General features: G+C 60.7%; 16 protein-coding genes. All 16 read right to left on the bottom strand.

Features of this window, described 5'->3' with window-relative positions; genetic code table 11:
- Nucleotides 1–4: 4 nt before the first annotated feature.
- The 16 genes from ACNYC6_RS21445 to flhA all read right to left on the bottom strand — a co-directional run bounded on the left by ACNYC6_RS21445 (nt 5) and on the right by flhA (nt 16,137).
- Complete coding sequence (locus ACNYC6_RS21445; protein WP_419709047.1) at nt 5–1,084, bottom strand: hypothetical protein; 1,080 nt, start codon at nt 1,082–1,084, stop codon at nt 5–7.
- Nucleotides 1,085–1,093: 9 nt separating this feature from the next.
- Nucleotides 1,094–1,348, bottom strand: coding sequence for a PAAR domain-containing protein (locus ACNYC6_RS21440; protein WP_419709046.1), 255 nt, complete (start codon nt 1,346–1,348; stop codon nt 1,094–1,096).
- 451 nt (nt 1,349–1,799) lie between these two features.
- A complete protein-coding gene (locus ACNYC6_RS21435; RefSeq protein WP_419709045.1) occupies nt 1,800–2,192 on the bottom strand; it encodes a DUF2802 domain-containing protein in 393 nt (130 codons plus the stop codon).
- A complete protein-coding gene (locus ACNYC6_RS21430; RefSeq protein ID WP_007980742.1) occupies nt 2,193–2,678 on the bottom strand; it encodes a chemotaxis protein CheW in 486 nt (161 codons plus the stop codon).
- A gap of 41 nt (nt 2,679–2,719) precedes the next feature.
- A complete protein-coding gene (locus ACNYC6_RS21425) occupies nt 2,720–3,676 on the bottom strand; it encodes a chemotaxis protein CheW (RefSeq protein WP_419709044.1) in 957 nt (318 codons plus the stop codon).
- 1 nt (nt 3,677) lies between these two features.
- Nucleotides 3,678–4,466 carry a ParA family protein gene (locus tag ACNYC6_RS21420; RefSeq protein WP_338582367.1) on the bottom strand — a complete coding sequence of 263 codons (789 nt, stop codon included), beginning with the start codon at nt 4,464–4,466 and terminating at the stop codon, nt 3,678–3,680.
- A 43-nt stretch (nt 4,467–4,509) separates the two neighbouring features.
- Nucleotides 4,510–5,403: a flagellar motor protein MotD gene (gene motD, locus ACNYC6_RS21415; RefSeq protein ID WP_419712996.1), complete on the bottom strand. Its 894-nt coding sequence runs from the start codon at nt 5,401–5,403 to the stop codon at nt 4,510–4,512.
- 12 nt (nt 5,404–5,415) lie between these two features.
- On the bottom strand, nt 5,416–6,156 hold the full coding sequence (locus tag ACNYC6_RS21410; RefSeq protein ID WP_419709043.1) for a flagellar motor protein: 741 nt from the start codon (nt 6,154–6,156) through the stop codon (nt 5,416–5,418).
- Entirely contained in the window at nt 6,156–7,286 is a 1,131-nt protein-coding gene (locus tag ACNYC6_RS21405; protein WP_419709042.1) for a protein-glutamate methylesterase/protein-glutamine glutaminase, read from the bottom strand. Before ACNYC6_RS21405 ends, ACNYC6_RS21410 begins: the two co-directional genes overlap by 1 nt.
- A gap of 49 nt (nt 7,287–7,335) precedes the next feature.
- Nucleotides 7,336–9,606 carry a chemotaxis protein CheA gene (locus ACNYC6_RS21400; RefSeq protein WP_419709041.1) on the bottom strand — a complete coding sequence of 757 codons (2,271 nt, stop codon included), beginning with the start codon at nt 9,604–9,606 and terminating at the stop codon, nt 7,336–7,338.
- A 35-nt stretch (nt 9,607–9,641) separates the two neighbouring features.
- Nucleotides 9,642–10,430 (bottom strand): protein phosphatase CheZ, encoded by a 789-nt coding sequence (locus ACNYC6_RS21395; RefSeq protein ID WP_419709040.1) that lies wholly within the window; start codon nt 10,428–10,430, stop codon nt 9,642–9,644.
- A gap of 19 nt (nt 10,431–10,449) precedes the next feature.
- Nucleotides 10,450–10,821, bottom strand: a complete 372-nt coding sequence (locus tag ACNYC6_RS21390; protein ID WP_003183998.1) for a chemotaxis response regulator CheY — start codon at nt 10,819–10,821, stop codon at nt 10,450–10,452.
- 165 nt (nt 10,822–10,986) lie between these two features.
- Nucleotides 10,987–11,727 carry an RNA polymerase sigma factor FliA gene (fliA, locus tag ACNYC6_RS21385; protein WP_419709039.1) on the bottom strand — a complete coding sequence of 247 codons (741 nt, stop codon included), beginning with the start codon at nt 11,725–11,727 and terminating at the stop codon, nt 10,987–10,989.
- Nucleotides 11,724–12,554: a flagellar synthesis regulator FleN gene (fleN, locus tag ACNYC6_RS21380; RefSeq protein WP_008001746.1), complete on the bottom strand. Its 831-nt coding sequence runs from the start codon at nt 12,552–12,554 to the stop codon at nt 11,724–11,726. Before fleN ends, fliA begins: the two co-directional genes overlap by 4 nt.
- A gap of 116 nt (nt 12,555–12,670) precedes the next feature.
- The gene (gene flhF, locus ACNYC6_RS21375; protein WP_419709038.1) at nt 12,671–13,996 is read right to left on the bottom strand and encodes a flagellar biosynthesis protein FlhF; all 1,326 of its coding nucleotides are present in this window, start codon (nt 13,994–13,996) and stop codon (nt 12,671–12,673) included.
- Between the two features lie 11 nt (nt 13,997–14,007).
- Complete coding sequence (gene flhA, locus ACNYC6_RS21370; RefSeq protein WP_419709037.1) at nt 14,008–16,137, bottom strand: flagellar biosynthesis protein FlhA; 2,130 nt, start codon at nt 16,135–16,137, stop codon at nt 14,008–14,010.
- Nucleotides 16,138–16,364 lie beyond the last annotated feature (227 nt).

Here is a 16,364-nt window from a genome sequence, read left to right as displayed (position 1 = left end):
GGCTTCAGCCGATCAGCCAGCCCCGGGTCTGGTCGGACAATGTGCGATCCAATATCCACGCGGCGCAGCCGGGTTCAGCGCTTGCAGTCAGCCAGGCGAGGCCGATTTGCACCCATTGCCCGGTCACAGGCCCGAACCGGGCGCTGATTGCGTTGAGTCGAACCTGACGATCGAGGTCCAGGCCTGGCAAGAATTTCCGGGCATATTCGCCAAGCTGAGTGAGACGGTTGTCACCGAGTGCGCCCTCACCGATCAACACGCTGACACGAGCCGGATCGATGGCTGTGAGCTCGTACAGTTTTGCCATCAACAGCTCGAGGGTTTGCGTGTCGGTACGCGCCTGGGAAGTGCGCGCCGGGTGATCCAGCTGGATCGGCGAAAACAGTTTCAGAGCGTTGGCTGTCTGCGGGTCCGTCAGCTTTGGCTGACGACGCAGCAACACCGCGCTGACCGCTTCGCCAGCCATCTCATCAGGTGCGCAACACGACGCTTGCTCCTTGCAGACCCATGTGTCCAGACTCAGGCACAACAGGTACTGCGGCCCGGCACTGTGACCAAGGACCTCGGGCAACCACTGCGCCGGGGCTTGGGTCTGCAGGTCAAAACCATGTAGCGGCATCAGCTCCCGAGGCCACAGGCTCTCGGCTCGATCAATCCAGTCCATTGCGCCGACAGCATCTGGAACAAACAACACAACCTGGGTGTTCGACCAGTCGATTGAGTCCCGCATTGTCGACGCCCATTTTTTCAGGGCGCCCTGCAAGATTTCGCTGGAGCGACCAAGCGCCTCCACCGCCGGCCATCCTTCCTCTGGCGTGGCGAGACGACAAATGGGTCGGCGCAGTCCCCTGGCATCTAGCAGGCGTGGGTCATGAGAGAAGTCGGTACGTTTCCCTGCCAATTCGCTCACCGGCAATGGTGCGCCATAGGCACCGCAGGGTAGCCAGACCCAGGCCCGCGCAATGCTGACGCAGCGGGAGGTGAAATCCCCCGTGGAAAATACCGCGTCCGCCAGATGTTGCGCCTCCTGCGCCGCCAGCCGTCGTTCGGAGATCCGATCGTAGATACTTGTTCGATATTCCATCTCTGTTCCTTAGAGAAGGCCCGTGTCCTTTTGCGTAGAGATCAGCCTTGCACCGCAGGAAGTCAGGTCACCGTCACGAGCAACCGCCCTGTCATCGACCAGCAGTGCTTCATCACCACCTTCGATCATGCATTCCCCGTGCGGACACAAGACTCGATCTCCGATTCTTGCAACCGCGAGACCGTTGATATCCGTCCAGGGAGATCCTTCACACACCCGCCCTCCATCAGAGGTCGGATCGTCGATTACGATGATGGGGCGCATGGTGAATTTCCGTGTTTGAACATGGCCAGGACATACAGGCACCGCACGGTACGGACGGAAGCCGATTGTCTCAAGCCGGCCCTTTCCTCAAATCAAGTAGTCCGATTCCCAAGACCACGTAGGCCGTATGCCGGGTGCGAACCTGCCCGAGATCACGAAGGGCCCGTTCAGGAACATGGATGCGTTGAAGTTACAGGCGGAAATGGAACCGGATGGGCTGATGGCGGAGGAGGACATTGCCGGGGACGGGGAGGATTGCTGCGCATTCGAAGACGCCATCGCGAGCAGGCGCGCTCGCACATTGGATCTTCAATGAACACATGTTCTGTGTCCGGCATAGAACCACTGTAGGAGCGAGCCTGCTTGCGATGGACGTACGGGCGCCGCGTTTCTCCAGGAAGCACGCGTCATCGTTGGCGTCCATCGCGAGCAGGCTCGCTCCTACAGGGTGTCAGTTCTTGTGCAACTTGCTCATCAACTCCGCCTCAGCCTGGGTCAAGCCGCAGGACTGGGTCAGTTCGTCGATGCTCGCGCCCATCCCGACCAGTCGCGCCGCTTGGGCGAACGACAGGCTGGTGGGGTCGCGCTGCTCCAGCTGAACGAGTTTTTCCGGCAACGGCGCAACGATCGAGCGTAGCTCGTGCAGGTCTTCCCCCATGCGCACATTGCCGTTCTGGTAGTCGTCGACGCGCTTGGCCAGGTCCTTGATGCGCTGATCGCGCAGCGCATCACCCTGGGCCTGTTGCGCGGCGATCAGTTTTTGACCGCGAATGTACGCCAGAAACATTGCCAGCGTGCCTGCCCAGAACAGGAACAGGACAATGACCGCAACCTCGAGAATCAATCAGATACTCTCCAGTTCCGACCATTCTTCTTCGCTCATCATCTTGTCCAGTTCGACCAGGATCAGCAGTTCGTTATTCTTGTTGCACACGCCTTGGATGAACTTGGCGGATTCTTCGTTACCGACGTTCGGTGCGGTTTCGATTTCCGACTGACGCAGATAAACCACTTCGGCCACGCTGTCGACCATGATCCCGACTACCTGCTTGTCGGCTTCGATGATGACGATACGGGTGTTGTCGCTGATTTCGGCATTCATCAGGCCGAAGCGCTGGCGGGTGTCGATCACGGTAACGACGTTGCCGCGCAGGTTGATGATGCCCAGCACGTAGCTCGGGGCACCCGGTACCGGGGCGATTTCGGTGTAGCGCAGGACTTCCTGAACGCGCATCACGTTGATGCCGTAGGTCTCGTTATCCAGCTTGAAGGTGACCCATTGCAGGATCGGATCTTCGGAACCTTTTGCCGCCGTTGCCTTGTCATTCATACCCTGACCCCTCAAGAAACCGCCCTAGCGGTGTTGTTCTGTTATGTAGTTTTGTGGGTCGGCTTAGTGCCGCCCATGTGCTTTGCCCCACCGCTGGCGATCAACTCGGCCAGCGAGGAAACATCGAGCAACGCACACATGTGTTCAATCACCGTGCCCGCCAGCCATGGCCGCTGGCCACGGTGACTGCGCCACTTGATCTCGTTCGGGTCCAGGCGCAACGAGCGGCTGACCTGATGCACCGCCAGCCCCCACTCATAGCCCTGCACCGAGATAACGTATTGCAGGCCCTGCTGGAAATCGTCGCGATAACGGTCGGGCATGACCCACCGTGCGGTATCCAGCACTTTGAGGTTGCCCGCCTGACTCGGCAGGATGCCGAGGAACCATTCCGGCTGGCCGAACAACGGCGTCAGCTCATGACCAGCCAGGGAGTAAATCGAACCCAGGCACACCAGCGGCACCGCCAGCGTCAGCCCGGCGACATCGAACAACAGGCATTCGAACGGTTCGGCGGCCCAGGACGGACGACCGTCGGTATCCATCGGTGGCGGCGTGTTGGTGGGTGGCAGGTGAACTTCGACCACCGGTGCCACCAGCGTTGACGGCACCTCGACAACCACCGGCACCGGCGCTTGCTGCACTTCGGCGACAGGCGCCGCCAGTGTTTGCAACAACGGCGCGATGGTCGATACCGGCGACAGGATCGGCGCGGGTGCTTCGATCACCGCAACAACCGGACGCGCAGGCACGTCCATCGGCGCGATCGCTTGGGCGACCGGCTCGACACTGACCTTGACCTGTCGGGCATCACGCGCCTGCTCTTCAAGCACCGCCGCCTGGAATTCATCGAGTGCCGCTTCAGCCTCGACCAACTCGGGCAGCGCTTCGACCGGCGGCAATAATTCCTCGGTTACTTCTTGCAGGAGGTTGTCGAGGTACGACTGCAACGCCAGTTGCGGGCGTGACGTCAGTTTCAATGGCCGGCCTGGACTCATCTCACGCCACCTGCGGAACAAGTTGCGCCGCCAGCAGATGCTTGAGCAGCGCGCGGTAAGCGAGAACGCCACGGCTCTTGCCGTCGAATTGCGAAGGCGTCAACCCGGCACGGCTGGCATCGCGCAGGCGTGTGTCCACGGGGATGTAGCCTTGCCAGATGTCTTCCGGAAATTTGTCGCGCAAGACACGCAGCGTACCGAGGGACGCTTGCGTGCGGCGGTCGAACAGGGTCGGCACGATGGTGAACGGCAACGCCTGTTTGCGTGAACGGTTGATCATCGCCAGCGTATTGACCATGCGCTCCAGGCCTTTGACCGCCAGGTGTTCGGTCTGCACCGGGATCACCAGTTGCTGGCTTGCCGCCAAGGCATTGACCATCAGCACACCGAGCAACGGCGGGCTGTCGATCACCGCGTAATCGAAGTCCTGCCACAACTGCGCCAGGCTCTTGGCGATCACCAGGCCCAGGCCGCTCTGGCCTGGAGATTGACGTTCGAGGGTTGCCAGCGCGGTACTCGACGGCAACAGGGAAATGCGTTCGTCACTGGTCGACAGCAGCAACTGACCCGGCAAGCCCTGCGGCACGCTGCCTTTGTGCAGGAACAGGTCGTAGTTGCTGTGTTCCAGGCTGTCGGGGTCGTAACCGAAATAGCTGGTCATCGAGCCGTGGGGGTCGAGATCGACCACGACCACGCGCTTGCCCGCCTCGGCCAGCAAACCGGCTAAAGCGATGGAGGAAGTGGTTTTACCGACACCACCCTTTTGATTGGCGACTGCCCAGACTCTCATTCGGATTGTTCCTCCCGGCCGAATGGATCGACCGAGAAATAGCTCAACGTGTTAATGCGGGTGACGGAGAATTGACGGCGCTCTCTCGTACCGGCGACTTGATCGGGGTCGGTGCAGTTTGTGTGCCAGCACGCTTCAACGCCGCATCCGGTTGCGCATTGGCGGTCCCGGTACCGGTCAGGCTGCGGCGCACATCGAGATTGCGTGACACCACCAGCACCACGCGACGGTTGCGCGCCCGGCCTTCCGCCGTGGCGTTATTGGCCACCGGCTGGAATTCACCGTAACCCACCGACGCCAGGCGACCGGGGTTCACCCCTTGCATCGCCAGCATGCGCACGATGCTCGCCGAACGGGCCGATGACAGTTCCCAGTTAGTCGGGTACTGCGCGGTGCGAATCGGTTGGTCGTCAGTAAAACCTTCGACGTGGATCGGGTTGTCGAACGGCTTCAGGATCGCCGCGACCTTGTCGATGATGTTGAACGCGATGTCGCTGGGCATGGCGTCGCCGCTGCCGAACAACAGGCTGGAGTTGAGTTCGATCTCGACCCACAACTCGTTGCCGCGCACGGTCATCTGGTTGGACTGGATCAGATCGCCGAACGCCGCACTGATGTCGTCGGCGATGCTTTTCAGCGGATCGCTCGCGCCGGCAACCCCGGCGTCGACCTGCTCGCTGTCCTTGACCAGAGGCTTGGCCGGGGTCACGGTCTTCGGTCGCTCTTCGCCGATAGGGATCGGCTTGAGCGCCCGGTCGGAGTCGGTGAAAACGCCGATCAATGCCTCGGAAATGACCTTGTACTTGCCTTCGTTGATCGAAGAAATCGAGTACATCACCACGAAAAAAGCGAACAGCAGCGTGATGAAGTCCGCATAGGACACGAGCCAACGCTCGTGGTTAACGTGTTCTTCCTGGTGCCGACGACGAGCCATAATCCATTACCCCCATCAATCCATGAAGCCCTGAAGCTTCAACTCAATTGAGCGTGGGTTTTCACCTTCGGCGATCGACAGGATCCCTTCCAACAACATTTCGCGATAACGCGACTGACGCAACGCGATTGACTTCAACTTGGCGGCAATCGGCAACAACACCAGGTTGGCGCTGGCCACGCCGTAGATGGTGGCAACGAACGCCACGGCAATACCGCTGCCCAGTTGCGATGGATCAGCGAGGTTGCCCATGACATGAATCAGGCCCATGACCGCACCGATGATGCCGATGGTCGGCGCATAGCCACCCATGCTTTCGAAGACTTTGGCCGCTTCGATGTCGCGGCTTTCCTGGGTGTAGAAATCCACTTCCAGGATGCTGCGAATCGCTTCCGGCTCGGCGCCGTCGACCAGCAATTGCAGGCCTTTGCGCGAATAGTTGTCGGGCTCGGCGTCGGCAATGCTTTCCAGACCGAGCAAGCCTTCCTTGCGCGCGGTCAAGCTCCAGTTGACGACGCGATCGATGCCGCCGGCGAGGTCGACGCGTGGTGGAAACAGGATCCACGCCAGAATCTGCATGGCGCGCTTGAAGGCGCTCATCGGCGATTGCAGCAACGCTGCGCCGATGGTGCCGCCGAGTACGATCAGGGCTGCCGGGCCGTTGGCCAGCGCACTGAGGTGGCCGCCTTCGAGGTAATTACCGCCGATGATGGCGACGAACGCCATGATGATGCCGATAAGGCTGAGAACATCCATCAGATACAGGCCTCGACGATGTGCCGGCCAATGTCGTCCAGGCTGTACACCGCGTCAGCGAGCTCGGCTTTGACGATCGCCATCGGCATGCCGTAGATCACGCAGCTGGCTTCATCCTGAGCCCAGATCGAACTGCCGCCCTGTTTGAGCAGGCGCGCGCCTTCGCGACCGTCGGCGCCCATGCCGGTCAACACGACCGCCAGAACTTTGTCGCCGTAGGACTTGGCCGCCGAACCGAAAGTGATGTCCACGCACGGCTTGTAATTGAGACGTTCGTCACCCGGCAGGATTTTCACCGCGCCACGGCCGTCAATCATCATTTGCTTGCCACCCGGCGCGAGCAACGCCAGGCCCGGACGCAGGATGTCGCCATCCTCGGCTTCCTTGACGCTGATGCGGCAGAGCTTGTCCAGGCGCTCGGCGAACGCTTTGGTAAACGCGGCCGGCATGTGCTGGATCAGCACGATCGGTGCCGGGAAGTTGGCCGGCAATTGGGTCAGTACCCGTTGCAGGGCAACCGGACCGCCAGTGGACGTACCGATGGCCACCAGTTTGTAGGCTTTGCGTTTCGGCGCGGGCGACGACGGCGTGGCCGCGTGGACACGTGCCGGAATCGGTGCGGGTGCCGGACGTGCAGGCGCGGTGCTGCCGTAACTGCCGATACTCGAAGGCGTTGGCGTCGGGGCGGGTGCGGCCGCAGGAGCCGGAGCGCTGTAAGAACTGACACGACGGTTGCTGCGCGAAATGCTCAGGATCTTCTCGCACAGCAGTTGCTTGACCTTCTCGGGGTTGCGCGAGATGTCTTCGAAATTCTTCGGCAGGAAGTCCACCGCGCCGGCGTCCAGCGCATCCAGGGTGACCCGGGCGCCTTCGTGGGTCAGCGAGGAAAACATCAAGACCGGGGTCGGGCAGCGCTGCATGATGTGCCGCACCGCCGTGATGCCGTCCATCATCGGCATCTCGTAGTCCATGGTGATCACGTCCGGCTTGAGGGCCAGGGCCTGATCGATCGCCTCTTTTCCGTTGGTCGCCGTACCGACGACCTGGATATTCGAATCCGCTGAAAGAATTTCCGAGACGCGGCGGCGGAAAAACCCCGAATCATCCACCACCAGGACTTTGACTGCCATAAACACTCCGTTAGACGGAGCGAGGCTCAGTCGCCCCGCTCCACCAGAATCAAATACGCCGTGCGGCGTAACGCTTGAGCATGCTCGGAACATCGAGAATCAGAGCGATGCGACCGTCACCGGTGATGGTGGCGCCCGACATGCCCGGGGTTCCCTGGAGCATTTTGCCCAATGGCTTGATGACCACTTCTTCCTGGCCTACCAGTTGATCGACGACGAAGCCGATCCGCTGGGTGCCCACCGAAAGAATCACCACATGGCCTTCACGCTGCTCTTCGTGAGCGGCGGAGCTGACCAGCCAGCGCTTGAGGTAGAACAACGGCAGCGCCTTGTCCCGCACGATCACCACTTCCTGGCCATCCACCACGTTGGTGGTCGACAGGTCGAGGTGGAAGATCTCGTTGACGTTCACCAGCGGGAACGCGAACGCCTGGTTGCCGAGCATGACCATCAACGTCGGCATGATCGCCAGGGTCAACGGTACCTTGATGACGATCTTCGATCCCTGGCCCTTGGCCGAGAAGATGTTGATCGAACCGTTGAGCTGGGAGATCTTGGTTTTCACCACGTCCATGCCCACGCCACGGCCCGACACGTCGGAGATCTCGGTCTTGGTCGAGAAGCCCGGGGCGAAGATCAGGTTGTAGCACTCGGTATCGCTCAGGCGATCGGCCGCGTCCTTGTCCATCACACCGCGTTTAACCGCGATGGAACGCAGGACATTCGGGTCCATGCCTTTGCCGTCATCGGAGATCGACAGCAGGATGTGGTCGCCTTCCTGCTCTGCCGCCAGGATCACTTTGCCGCCGCGGGACTTGCCCGAAGCTTCGCGTTCTTCCGGCGACTCGATGCCGTGGTCGACCGCGTTGCGCACCAAGTGGACCAGCGGGTCGGCCAGGGCCTCGACGAGGTTCTTGTCGAGGTCGGTTTCTTCGCCGACCAGTTCCAGGTTGATCTCTTTCTTGAGCTGGCGAGCCAGGTCGCGAACCAGACGCGGGAAGCGCCCGAAGACTTTCTTGATCGGTTGCATCCGGGTTTTCATGACCGCGGTTTGCAGGTCGGCCGTGACCACGTCGAGGTTCGACACGGCTTTGGACATGGCTTCATCGGCGCTGTTGGCACCCAGGCGGACCAGGCGGTTCCGCACCAGCACCAATTCGCCGACCATGTTCATGATTTCGTCGAGACGCGCGGTATCGACCCGCACGGTGGTCTCGGCTTCGCTGGCCGGTTTTTCCGCCGGTGGCGCGGCCGGGGCACGGGCCGGAGCCGGTGCAGACGCGGCGACAGGTGCCGGCTTTTCGGCTTTCGGCTCGGGCGCCTTGGCTATCGGTTTCGGCGCCGCAGCCTTGGCGACAGGGGCTGCAACCGACGCGCTGGCGCCGATTGCCGTTCCAGCCGTCGCACCCACTTCGGTGAACTTGCCTTTGCCGTGCAATTCGTCGAGCAGCGATTCGAATTCGTGATCGGTGATCAGGTCGCTTCCGGCTGCAGCAGCGGATGGCGCGACTGGCGTCGGCACCGAAGCGATGGCCGATTCCAGCGCATCGACGGCAAAGTTGCCTTTACCGTGAAGCTGGTCGAGCAGTGCTTCGAATTCGTCGTCGGTAATGTCGGAGCTATCGCCCGCGGCTTTCGGAGCCTGCGGTTCGGCCGGGGCAACAGGTGCCACGGCATCGACGGCGAACTGGCCTTTGCCGTGCAGCTGGTCGAGCAACGACTCGAACTCGGCATCGGTGATTTCGTCGCTGGCCGCGGCATCGCTGGCAGGCGCTGGAGCAGCCGTCGGCGCCTCGGCCTGAGCCTTGACAGCGTTCAGCGAGTCCAGCAGTTGTTCGAATTCATTGTCGGTGATGTCACCCGATTCGCTTTCAGCGACAGGCTCTTCAACCCCTTCGGCGACAGGCGCAGGCGCCGCCTCGTCCGCCGTTTGCGGCTCGGCCAGTCGGGCCAGTGCGGCGAGCAATTCAGGCGTGGCAGCCGTGATCGGGCTGCGCTCGCGGACTTCGCTGAACATGCTGTTCACCGCGTCCAGCGCTTCGAGAACCACGTCCATCAGTTCCGAGTCGACGCGACGCTCACCCTTGCGCAGGATGTCGAACACGTTCTCGGCGATGTGACAGCACTCCACCAGCTCGTTGAGCTGGAGGAAGCCGGCGCCCCCTTTTACAGTGTGAAAACCGCGAAAAATTGCATTGAGCAAATCCGCATCATCCGGACGGCTTTCCAGCTCGACCAGTTGCTCGGACAGTTGCTCTAGAATCTCGCCGGCCTCAACCAGGAAATCCTGAAGGATCTCTTCATCGGCGCCGAAGCTCATTAATGGTGTGCTCCTAACAGAACAGGTCTAAAAACCTAAAATCCAAGGCTGGATAACAAATCGTCCACATCGTCCTGACCGGACACAACGTCTTCTCTTTTATCGGCATGAATCTGCGGACCTTCACCCTGAGAGAGATGTTTTTGTGGATCTTTTTCTGCAAGCATCGCTTCACGGTCATGTTCGATGCCCGCAAAGCGGTCCACCTGGCTGGCCATAAGCACGAGCTTGAGCAGGTTGCTCTCAACTTCGGTGACCAGTTGGGTCACTCGCTTGATCACTTGACCTGTGAGGTCCTGATAATCCTGGGCAAGCAGGATGTCGTTGAGGTTGGTCGACACGGCGCGGTTATCCGTGCTGCTGCGCGCCAGGAATCCGTCGACGCGACGGGCCAGCTCGCGGAACTCTTCAGCCCCGACTTCGCGACGCATGAAGCGTCCCCAATCCGTGCTCAAGGCCTGGGCTTCGTCCGCCAGGCTGTTGACCAGCGGCGTGGCGTTTTCCACCAGGTCCATGGTGCGGTTGGCCGCGGCTTCGGTCAGTTTGACCACATACCCCAAACGCTCGGTGGCGTCGGTGATCTGTGACACTTCCTCGGCTTGCGGCATGTGCGGGTCAATCTGGAAATTGACGATCGCGCTATGCAGCTCACGGGTCAGCTTGCCCACTTCCTGATACAGGCCGCGGTCACGGGTCTGGTTGAGCTCATGGATCAATTGCACAGCATCGCCGAACTTGCCCTTTTCAAGGCTCGCGACCAGTTCGACGGCGTGTTTTTTCAGGGTCGATTCAAAATCGCCCTGCGAAGATTCGTTATGCCCCATAGCTCCCCCGTGGCGCAGTTCAACCGATGCGTTCGAAAATCTTCTCGATTTTTTCTTTCAACGCCTGGGCCGTGAAGGGTTTGACCACATAGCCGTTTACACCGGCCTGGGCCGCTTCGATGATCTGCTCGCGCTTGGCTTCAGCGGTCACCATCAGCACCGGCAGGTGCTTGAGCTTTTCATCGGCGCGCACGTGGCGCAGCAGATCGATACCGGTCATGCCAGGCATGTTCCAGTCCGTTACCAGAAAGTCGATGCTCCCGCTGTTGAGAACCGGAATGGCGGTAGTGCCATCGTCGGCCTCGACCGTGTTGGTGAACCCAAGGTCACGCAACAGGTTTTTTATGATCCGCCGCATCGTTGAGAAGTCATCAACGATGAGGATTTTCATGTTCTTGTCCAATTCGACCTCCAAGCAGACTAAAACGCGCCCAGCACCTGGACGCGCCATTTCAATCAATCTGGCAAAACACTCGATGACTGTCTGGAGTACAGCGGATCGAGACCGGCGCGGTTTTCACCCCACCAGCCACGTCGCAGTGCCCCCACACTGCCTTCAGCGCGCTCGCCACTCTCCCAAACGCCCCCGCAAACGGGCCGCGCACTGGCTGTGTAACTGGCTGACCCGAGACTCGCTGACGCCCAGGACCTCACCGATTTCCTTGAGATTCAACTCTTCGTCGTAGTACAGCGCCAACACCAGTCGCTCACGCTCCGGCAAATTGGCAATCGCGTCCGCCAGCGCCGCCTGGAAGCGTTCATCTTCCAGATCGCGTGACGGCTCGAGATGAGCACTCGCGCCATCCTCGTGCAGCCCTTCGTGTTCGCCGTCCTGCAACAGATCGTCGAAACTGAACAACCGGCTGCCCAGGGTGTCGTTCAAAATCCCGTAATAATCGTCGAGACTCAATTGGAGTTCGGCCGCAACCTCGTGATCTTTAGCGTCACGGCCGGTTTTAGCTTCAATCGCGCGAATGGCGTCGCTGACCATGCGGGTATTGCGGTGGACCGAACGTGGTGCCCAGTCCCCCTTGCGCACTTCATCGAGCATGGCACCGCGGATGCGGATGCCCGCGTACGTCTCGAAACTCGCGCCTTTGCTGGCGTCGTATTTGGTTGAAACTTCCAGCAGGCCGATCATCCCGGCCTGGATCAAATCTTCGACCTGGACACTCGCCGGCAGACGCGCCAGCAAGTGATAGGCAATGCGTTTGACCAGCGGCGCATAACGCTCGATCAGCTCGTACTGCGCATCGCGTGCCGATTTCTTGTAGAGGTTGTAGCCGCTGGCTGTCATAGAACCGGTCCTGCCGTTTGTTGCACGAGGCGCTCGACGAAGAATTCCAGATGCCCGCGCGGGTTGGCCGGCAGCGGCCAGGTGTCGACCTTCTGTGCGATCGCCTTGAACGCCAGCGAGCACTTGGAGCGCGGGAAGGCTTCGTAGACGGCACGTTGTTTCTGCACGGCCTTGCGCACGCTTTCGTCGTAAGGCACGGCGCCGACGTATTGCAGGGCGACGTCGAGGAAGCGATCGGTGACCTTGGTCAACTTGGCGAACAGGTTGCGCCCTTCCTGCGGGCTCTGGGCCATGTTGGCCAGGACGCGGAAGCGGTTCATGCCGTAGTCGCGGTTAAGCAGTTTGATCAACGCGTAGGCGTCGGTGATCGAGGTCGGCTCGTCGCAGACCACCAGCAACACTTCCTGGGCCGCGCGGACGAAGCTGACTACCGAGTCACCAATACCCGCAGCGGTGTCGATCACCAGCACGTCGAGGTTGTCGCCGATGTCGCTGAAGGCCTGGATCAGGCCGGCGTGCTGCGCCGGGCTCAAATGAACCATGCTCTGGGTGCCGGACGCGGCTGGAACGATGCGGATGCCGCCGGGCCCCTGCAACAGGACGTCGCGCAGCTCGCAACGGCCTTCGATCACGTCGGCCAGGGTACGTTTGGGTGTCAGGCCCAGCAGAACGTCGACGTTCGCCAGCCCCAGGTCGGCATCCAGCAGCATGACGCGCCGGCCAAGCTCAGCCAAAGCCAGGGACAAGTTCACTGACACGTTAGTTTTCCCGACGCCACCTTTGCCGCCGGTCACCGCGATCACCTGTACGGGATGCATGCTGCCCATGTTATTTCTTTACCTTGTCTTGCATAGACGGAGGCCACATTACTGGCTGCGCGTTCACAAACGGAACAATGCATGGCAGACCATCGATGTAGGTACAAAAACTATTCATTGTTACCTCAGCCTACCTGCTTGGTGGGGCTGTGGTAGATATCAGCGAACATGTCAGCCATGGCTTCTTCGCTGGGCTCTTCCTGCATTTGCACGCTGACGGCACGACTGACCAGTTGATGACGGCGCGGCAGATGCAAATCATCCGGAATCCGCGGGCCGTCGGTCAGGTAGGCCACCGGCAATTCATGACTGATGGCCAGGCTCAACACCTCGCCCAGACTCGCCGTTTCATCCAGTTTAGTCAGAATGCAGCCAGCGAGCCCGCAGCGCTTGTAACTGTGATAAGCGGCCGTGAGCACCTGCTTCTGGCTGGTGGTTGCCAGGACCAGATAATTTTTGGAACGGATGCCGCGCCCGGCCAGGCTTTCGAGCTGCATGCGCAGCGCCGGATCGCTGGCTTGCAGGCCAGCGGTATCGATCAGTACGACGCGTTTGCGCAGCAGTGGTTCCAGCGCCTGCACCAGCGATTGGCCCGGATCGACGTGGGTCACCGACACATTGAGAATCCGACCAAGGGTCTTGAGTTGCTCCTGGGCACCTATACGGTAGCTGTCCATGCTCACCAGCGCGATGTTTTGCGCGCCGTACTTGAGCACGTAGCGGGCAGCCAGCTTGGCCAGCGTGGTGGTCTTGCCCATGCCGGCAGGACCGACCATGGCAATGACACCGCCCTCTTCCAGCGGCTCGACTTCCGGGGTAGCGATCATCCGCGCCAGGTGCGCCAGCAGCATGCGCCAGGCCTGACGAGGTTCTTCGATATCGGTAATCATCGCCAGCAAGTCGCGCGACAACGGGCCGGACAGGCCGATGCGTTGCAGGCGACGCCACAGGTTGGCCTGGGCCGGACGGCTGCCTTGCAGCTGATTCCACGCCAGAGAGCCAAGCTGGACTTCCATGAGTTCGCGCAGGCTGTTGAGCTCGAAACGCATCGAGTCGAACACTCGCGAATCGACAGCCGGTGCAGCACTCGGTGCTGGCGCCGGGCGACGTGGCTCGGCGTAAGTCGGCTCGATGAGCGGTTCGGCGGCGGTCAACGGCAGGCCGGCGAACAACTGGCGATTGGTGGCGTTGTCGCTCTCGCCTTCGCTGCGCAGGCTCAATTCGGCCTGGGCGGTGACGATCCGCGACTGGGTCTTGCGCAGCTCGTCTTCGAGCTCCATGTTCGGAACGCGCGGAGCCAGCGCCGACAGCTTGTAATCCAGGGCAGCCGTCAGCTCGACACCACCGGCGATCCGGCGGTTGCCAATGATGGCGGCATCGGCGCCCAGCTCATCACGAACCAGTTTCATGGCCTGACGCATATCGGCGGCGAAAAAACGCTTAACTTGCATAAACCACTACCTCAGCCGTTGGGCCCTACTGTCGCAACGATGGTCACTTGCTTGTTGTCAGGTATTTCCTGGTAGGCCAGCACATGCAGCCCCGGGACTGCCAGCCGGCCAAAACGCGAGAGCATCGCGCGAACCGGACCGGCCACCAGCAGGATCACCGGTTGACCTTGCATTTCCTGACGTTGCGCTGCATCGATCAACGAGCGTTGCAGCTTCTCAGCCATGCTTGGCTCCAGCAAAACACCCTCTTCCGAGCCTTGTCCTGCCTTCTGCAGACTATTGAGCAATATTTGTTCCAACCTTGGCTCCAGCGTGATCACTGGCAGCTCGGAGTCAGTGCCTACAATGCTTTGCACGATTGCGCGGCTTACGCCGACGCGCACCGCGGCCACCAATGCGGCGGTATCTTGACTCTTGGAAGCATTGTTGGCGATGGCTTCGGCAATGCTGCGAATGTCGCGCACCGGCACCTGTTCGGCCAACAGCGCTTGCAGAACCTTGAGCAATTGCGACAGCGACAGCACACCCGGCACCAGCTCTTCAGCCAGTTTCGGCGAGTTTTTCGCCAGCAATTGCATGAGTTGCTGCACTTCCTCGTGGCCGATCAGCTCGCTGGAGTGCTTGTACAGAATCTGGTTCAAGTGCGTGGCCACTACTGTACTGGCATCGACCACTGTATAGCCAAGGGATTGTGCCTGGGCGCGCTGACTGATCTCGATCCACACCGCCTCCAGGCCGAAAGCCGGATCTTTGGCGGTAATGCCGTTGAGCGTGCCGTAGACCTGTCCCGGGTTGATCGCCAGTTCACGATCCGGGTAAATCTCCGCTTCGGCCAGAATCACGCCCATCAGGGTCAGGCGATAGGCACTCGGCGCCAGGTCCAGGTTGTCGCGGATGTGCACGGTCGGCATCAGGAAGCCCAGGTCCTGGGACAGTTTCTTGCGCACACCCTTGATCCGCGCCAGCAATTGACCACCCTGGTTGCGGTCCACCAATGGAATCAGGCGGTAACCCACTTCCAGGCCGATCATGTCGATTGGCGTCACGTCATCCCAGCCCAGCTCCTTGGTTTCCTGAGCGCGGGCCGGCGATGGCAGCAATTCCTGCTGACGCTTGACCTCTTGCAGGGCCTGGACCTTGACGATGTTCTGCTTGCGCCAGAACAGGTATGCGCCGCCAGCCGCCAGCGCTGCCATGCTCAGGAACGAGAAATGCGGCATGCCAGGCACCAGGCCCATCACCGCCATCAAACCCGCCGAAACGGCCAACGCTTTTGGCGAGGCGAACATCTGGCGATTGATTTGCTTGCCCATGTCTTCCGAGCCGGAAGCACGGGTCACCATGATTGCGGCGGCTGTCGATAACAACAGTGATGGCAATTGCGCCACCAAACCGTCACCGATGGTCAGCAGCGCATACACCTTGCCGGCGTCGGCAAAGCCCATGTTGTGCTGGAAGATACCGACCGCCATGCCGCCGATCAGGTTGATGAACAGAATCAGCAGGCCGGCGATGGCGTCACCGCGCACGAACTTGCTGGCACCGTCCATGGAGCCATAGAACTCGGCTTCCTGGGCTACTTCCGAACGGCGGGCCTTGGCTTGCGCTTGATCGATAAGGCCGGCGTTGAGGTCGGCGTCGATGGCCATCTGTTTGCCGGGCATCGCATCGAGGGTGAAACGCGCGCTTACCTCGGAAATCCGCCCGGCACCTTTGGTCACCACGACGAAGTTGATGATCATCAAAATCGCGAAAACCACGATACCAACCACGTAGTTACCGCCAATCACCACCTCACCGAAGGCCTGGATCACCTTACCGGCCGCAGCGTGGCCGTCCTGCCCGTGGAGCATCACCACCCGCGTCGAGGCCACGTTCAACGCCAGGCGCAACAACGTCGCCACCAGCAGGATGGTCGGGAACACTGCGAAATCCAGCGGCCGCAAGGCGTACACGCAGACCAGCAGCACCACGATCGACAGAGCAATGTTGAAGGTAAAAAACACGTCGAGCAGGAACGGCGGCACCGGCAACATCATCATTGCCAACATGACCAGCAGCAACAGCGGCACGCCCAGATTGCCTCGACTGAGGTCTGCCATGTTCGTGCGGGCACTGTTGATTAACTGAGAGCGATCCACCGGTATTCCCCGTTCCTTTGAAGCAAACTTTTGACGCCTGAAGCAGGCTCGGGGCGAGTATTGCAAGAAGCCTTCCAACTTTTGCGCAGGCACGAAATAGAGAGTCGCGCACATCCTCTGTAGCAGCTGCCGAGCCTGCGAGGCTGCGTTCGACTGCGTAGCAGTCGTCAGGTTCTGGCGAGGACTTCCTCCTCGAACGCAGCCTCGCAGGCTCGGCAGCTGCTACG

The organism is Pseudomonas sp. NFX224, from assembly GCF_048565165.1.
GTDB lineage: Bacteria > Pseudomonadota > Gammaproteobacteria > Pseudomonadales > Pseudomonadaceae > Aquipseudomonas.
The sequence above is the reverse complement of the archived record's forward strand: the minus strand, read 5'-3'. Positions and strand labels throughout refer to the sequence as shown.

Bases quoted from the DNA above. Each gene is read 5' to 3' on its own strand.
- ACNYC6_RS21445 (WP_419709047.1), bottom strand. From the start codon at position 1,084: ATGGAATATCGAACAAGTATCTACGATCGGATCTCCGAACGACGGCTG.
- ACNYC6_RS21440 (WP_419709046.1), bottom strand. From the start codon at position 1,348: ATGCGCCCCATCATCGTAATCGACGATCCGACCTCTGATGGAGGGCGG.
- ACNYC6_RS21430 (WP_007980742.1), bottom strand. From the start codon at position 2,678: ATGAATGACAAGGCAACGGCGGCAAAAGGTTCCGAAGATCCGATCCTG.
- ACNYC6_RS21425 (WP_419709044.1), bottom strand. From the start codon at position 3,676: ATGAGTCCAGGCCGGCCATTGAAACTGACGTCACGCCCGCAACTGGCG.
- ACNYC6_RS21420 (WP_338582367.1), bottom strand. From the start codon at position 4,466: ATGAGAGTCTGGGCAGTCGCCAATCAAAAGGGTGGTGTCGGTAAAACC.
- ACNYC6_RS21410 (WP_419709043.1), bottom strand. From the start codon at position 6,156: ATGGATGTTCTCAGCCTTATCGGCATCATCATGGCGTTCGTCGCCATC.
- ACNYC6_RS21405 (WP_419709042.1), bottom strand. From the start codon at position 7,286: ATGGCAGTCAAAGTCCTGGTGGTGGATGATTCGGGGTTTTTCCGCCGC.
- ACNYC6_RS21400 (WP_419709041.1), bottom strand. From the start codon at position 9,606: ATGAGCTTCGGCGCCGATGAAGAGATCCTTCAGGATTTCCTGGTTGAG.
- ACNYC6_RS21395 (WP_419709040.1), bottom strand. From the start codon at position 10,430: ATGGGGCATAACGAATCTTCGCAGGGCGATTTTGAATCGACCCTGAAA.
- ACNYC6_RS21390 (WP_003183998.1), bottom strand. From the start codon at position 10,821: ATGAAAATCCTCATCGTTGATGACTTCTCAACGATGCGGCGGATCATA.
- fliA (WP_419709039.1), bottom strand. From the start codon at position 11,727: ATGACAGCCAGCGGCTACAACCTCTACAAGAAATCGGCACGCGATGCG.
- fleN (WP_008001746.1), bottom strand. From the start codon at position 12,554: ATGGGCAGCATGCATCCCGTACAGGTGATCGCGGTGACCGGCGGCAAA.
- flhF (WP_419709038.1), bottom strand. From the start codon at position 13,996: ATGCAAGTTAAGCGTTTTTTCGCCGCCGATATGCGTCAGGCCATGAAA.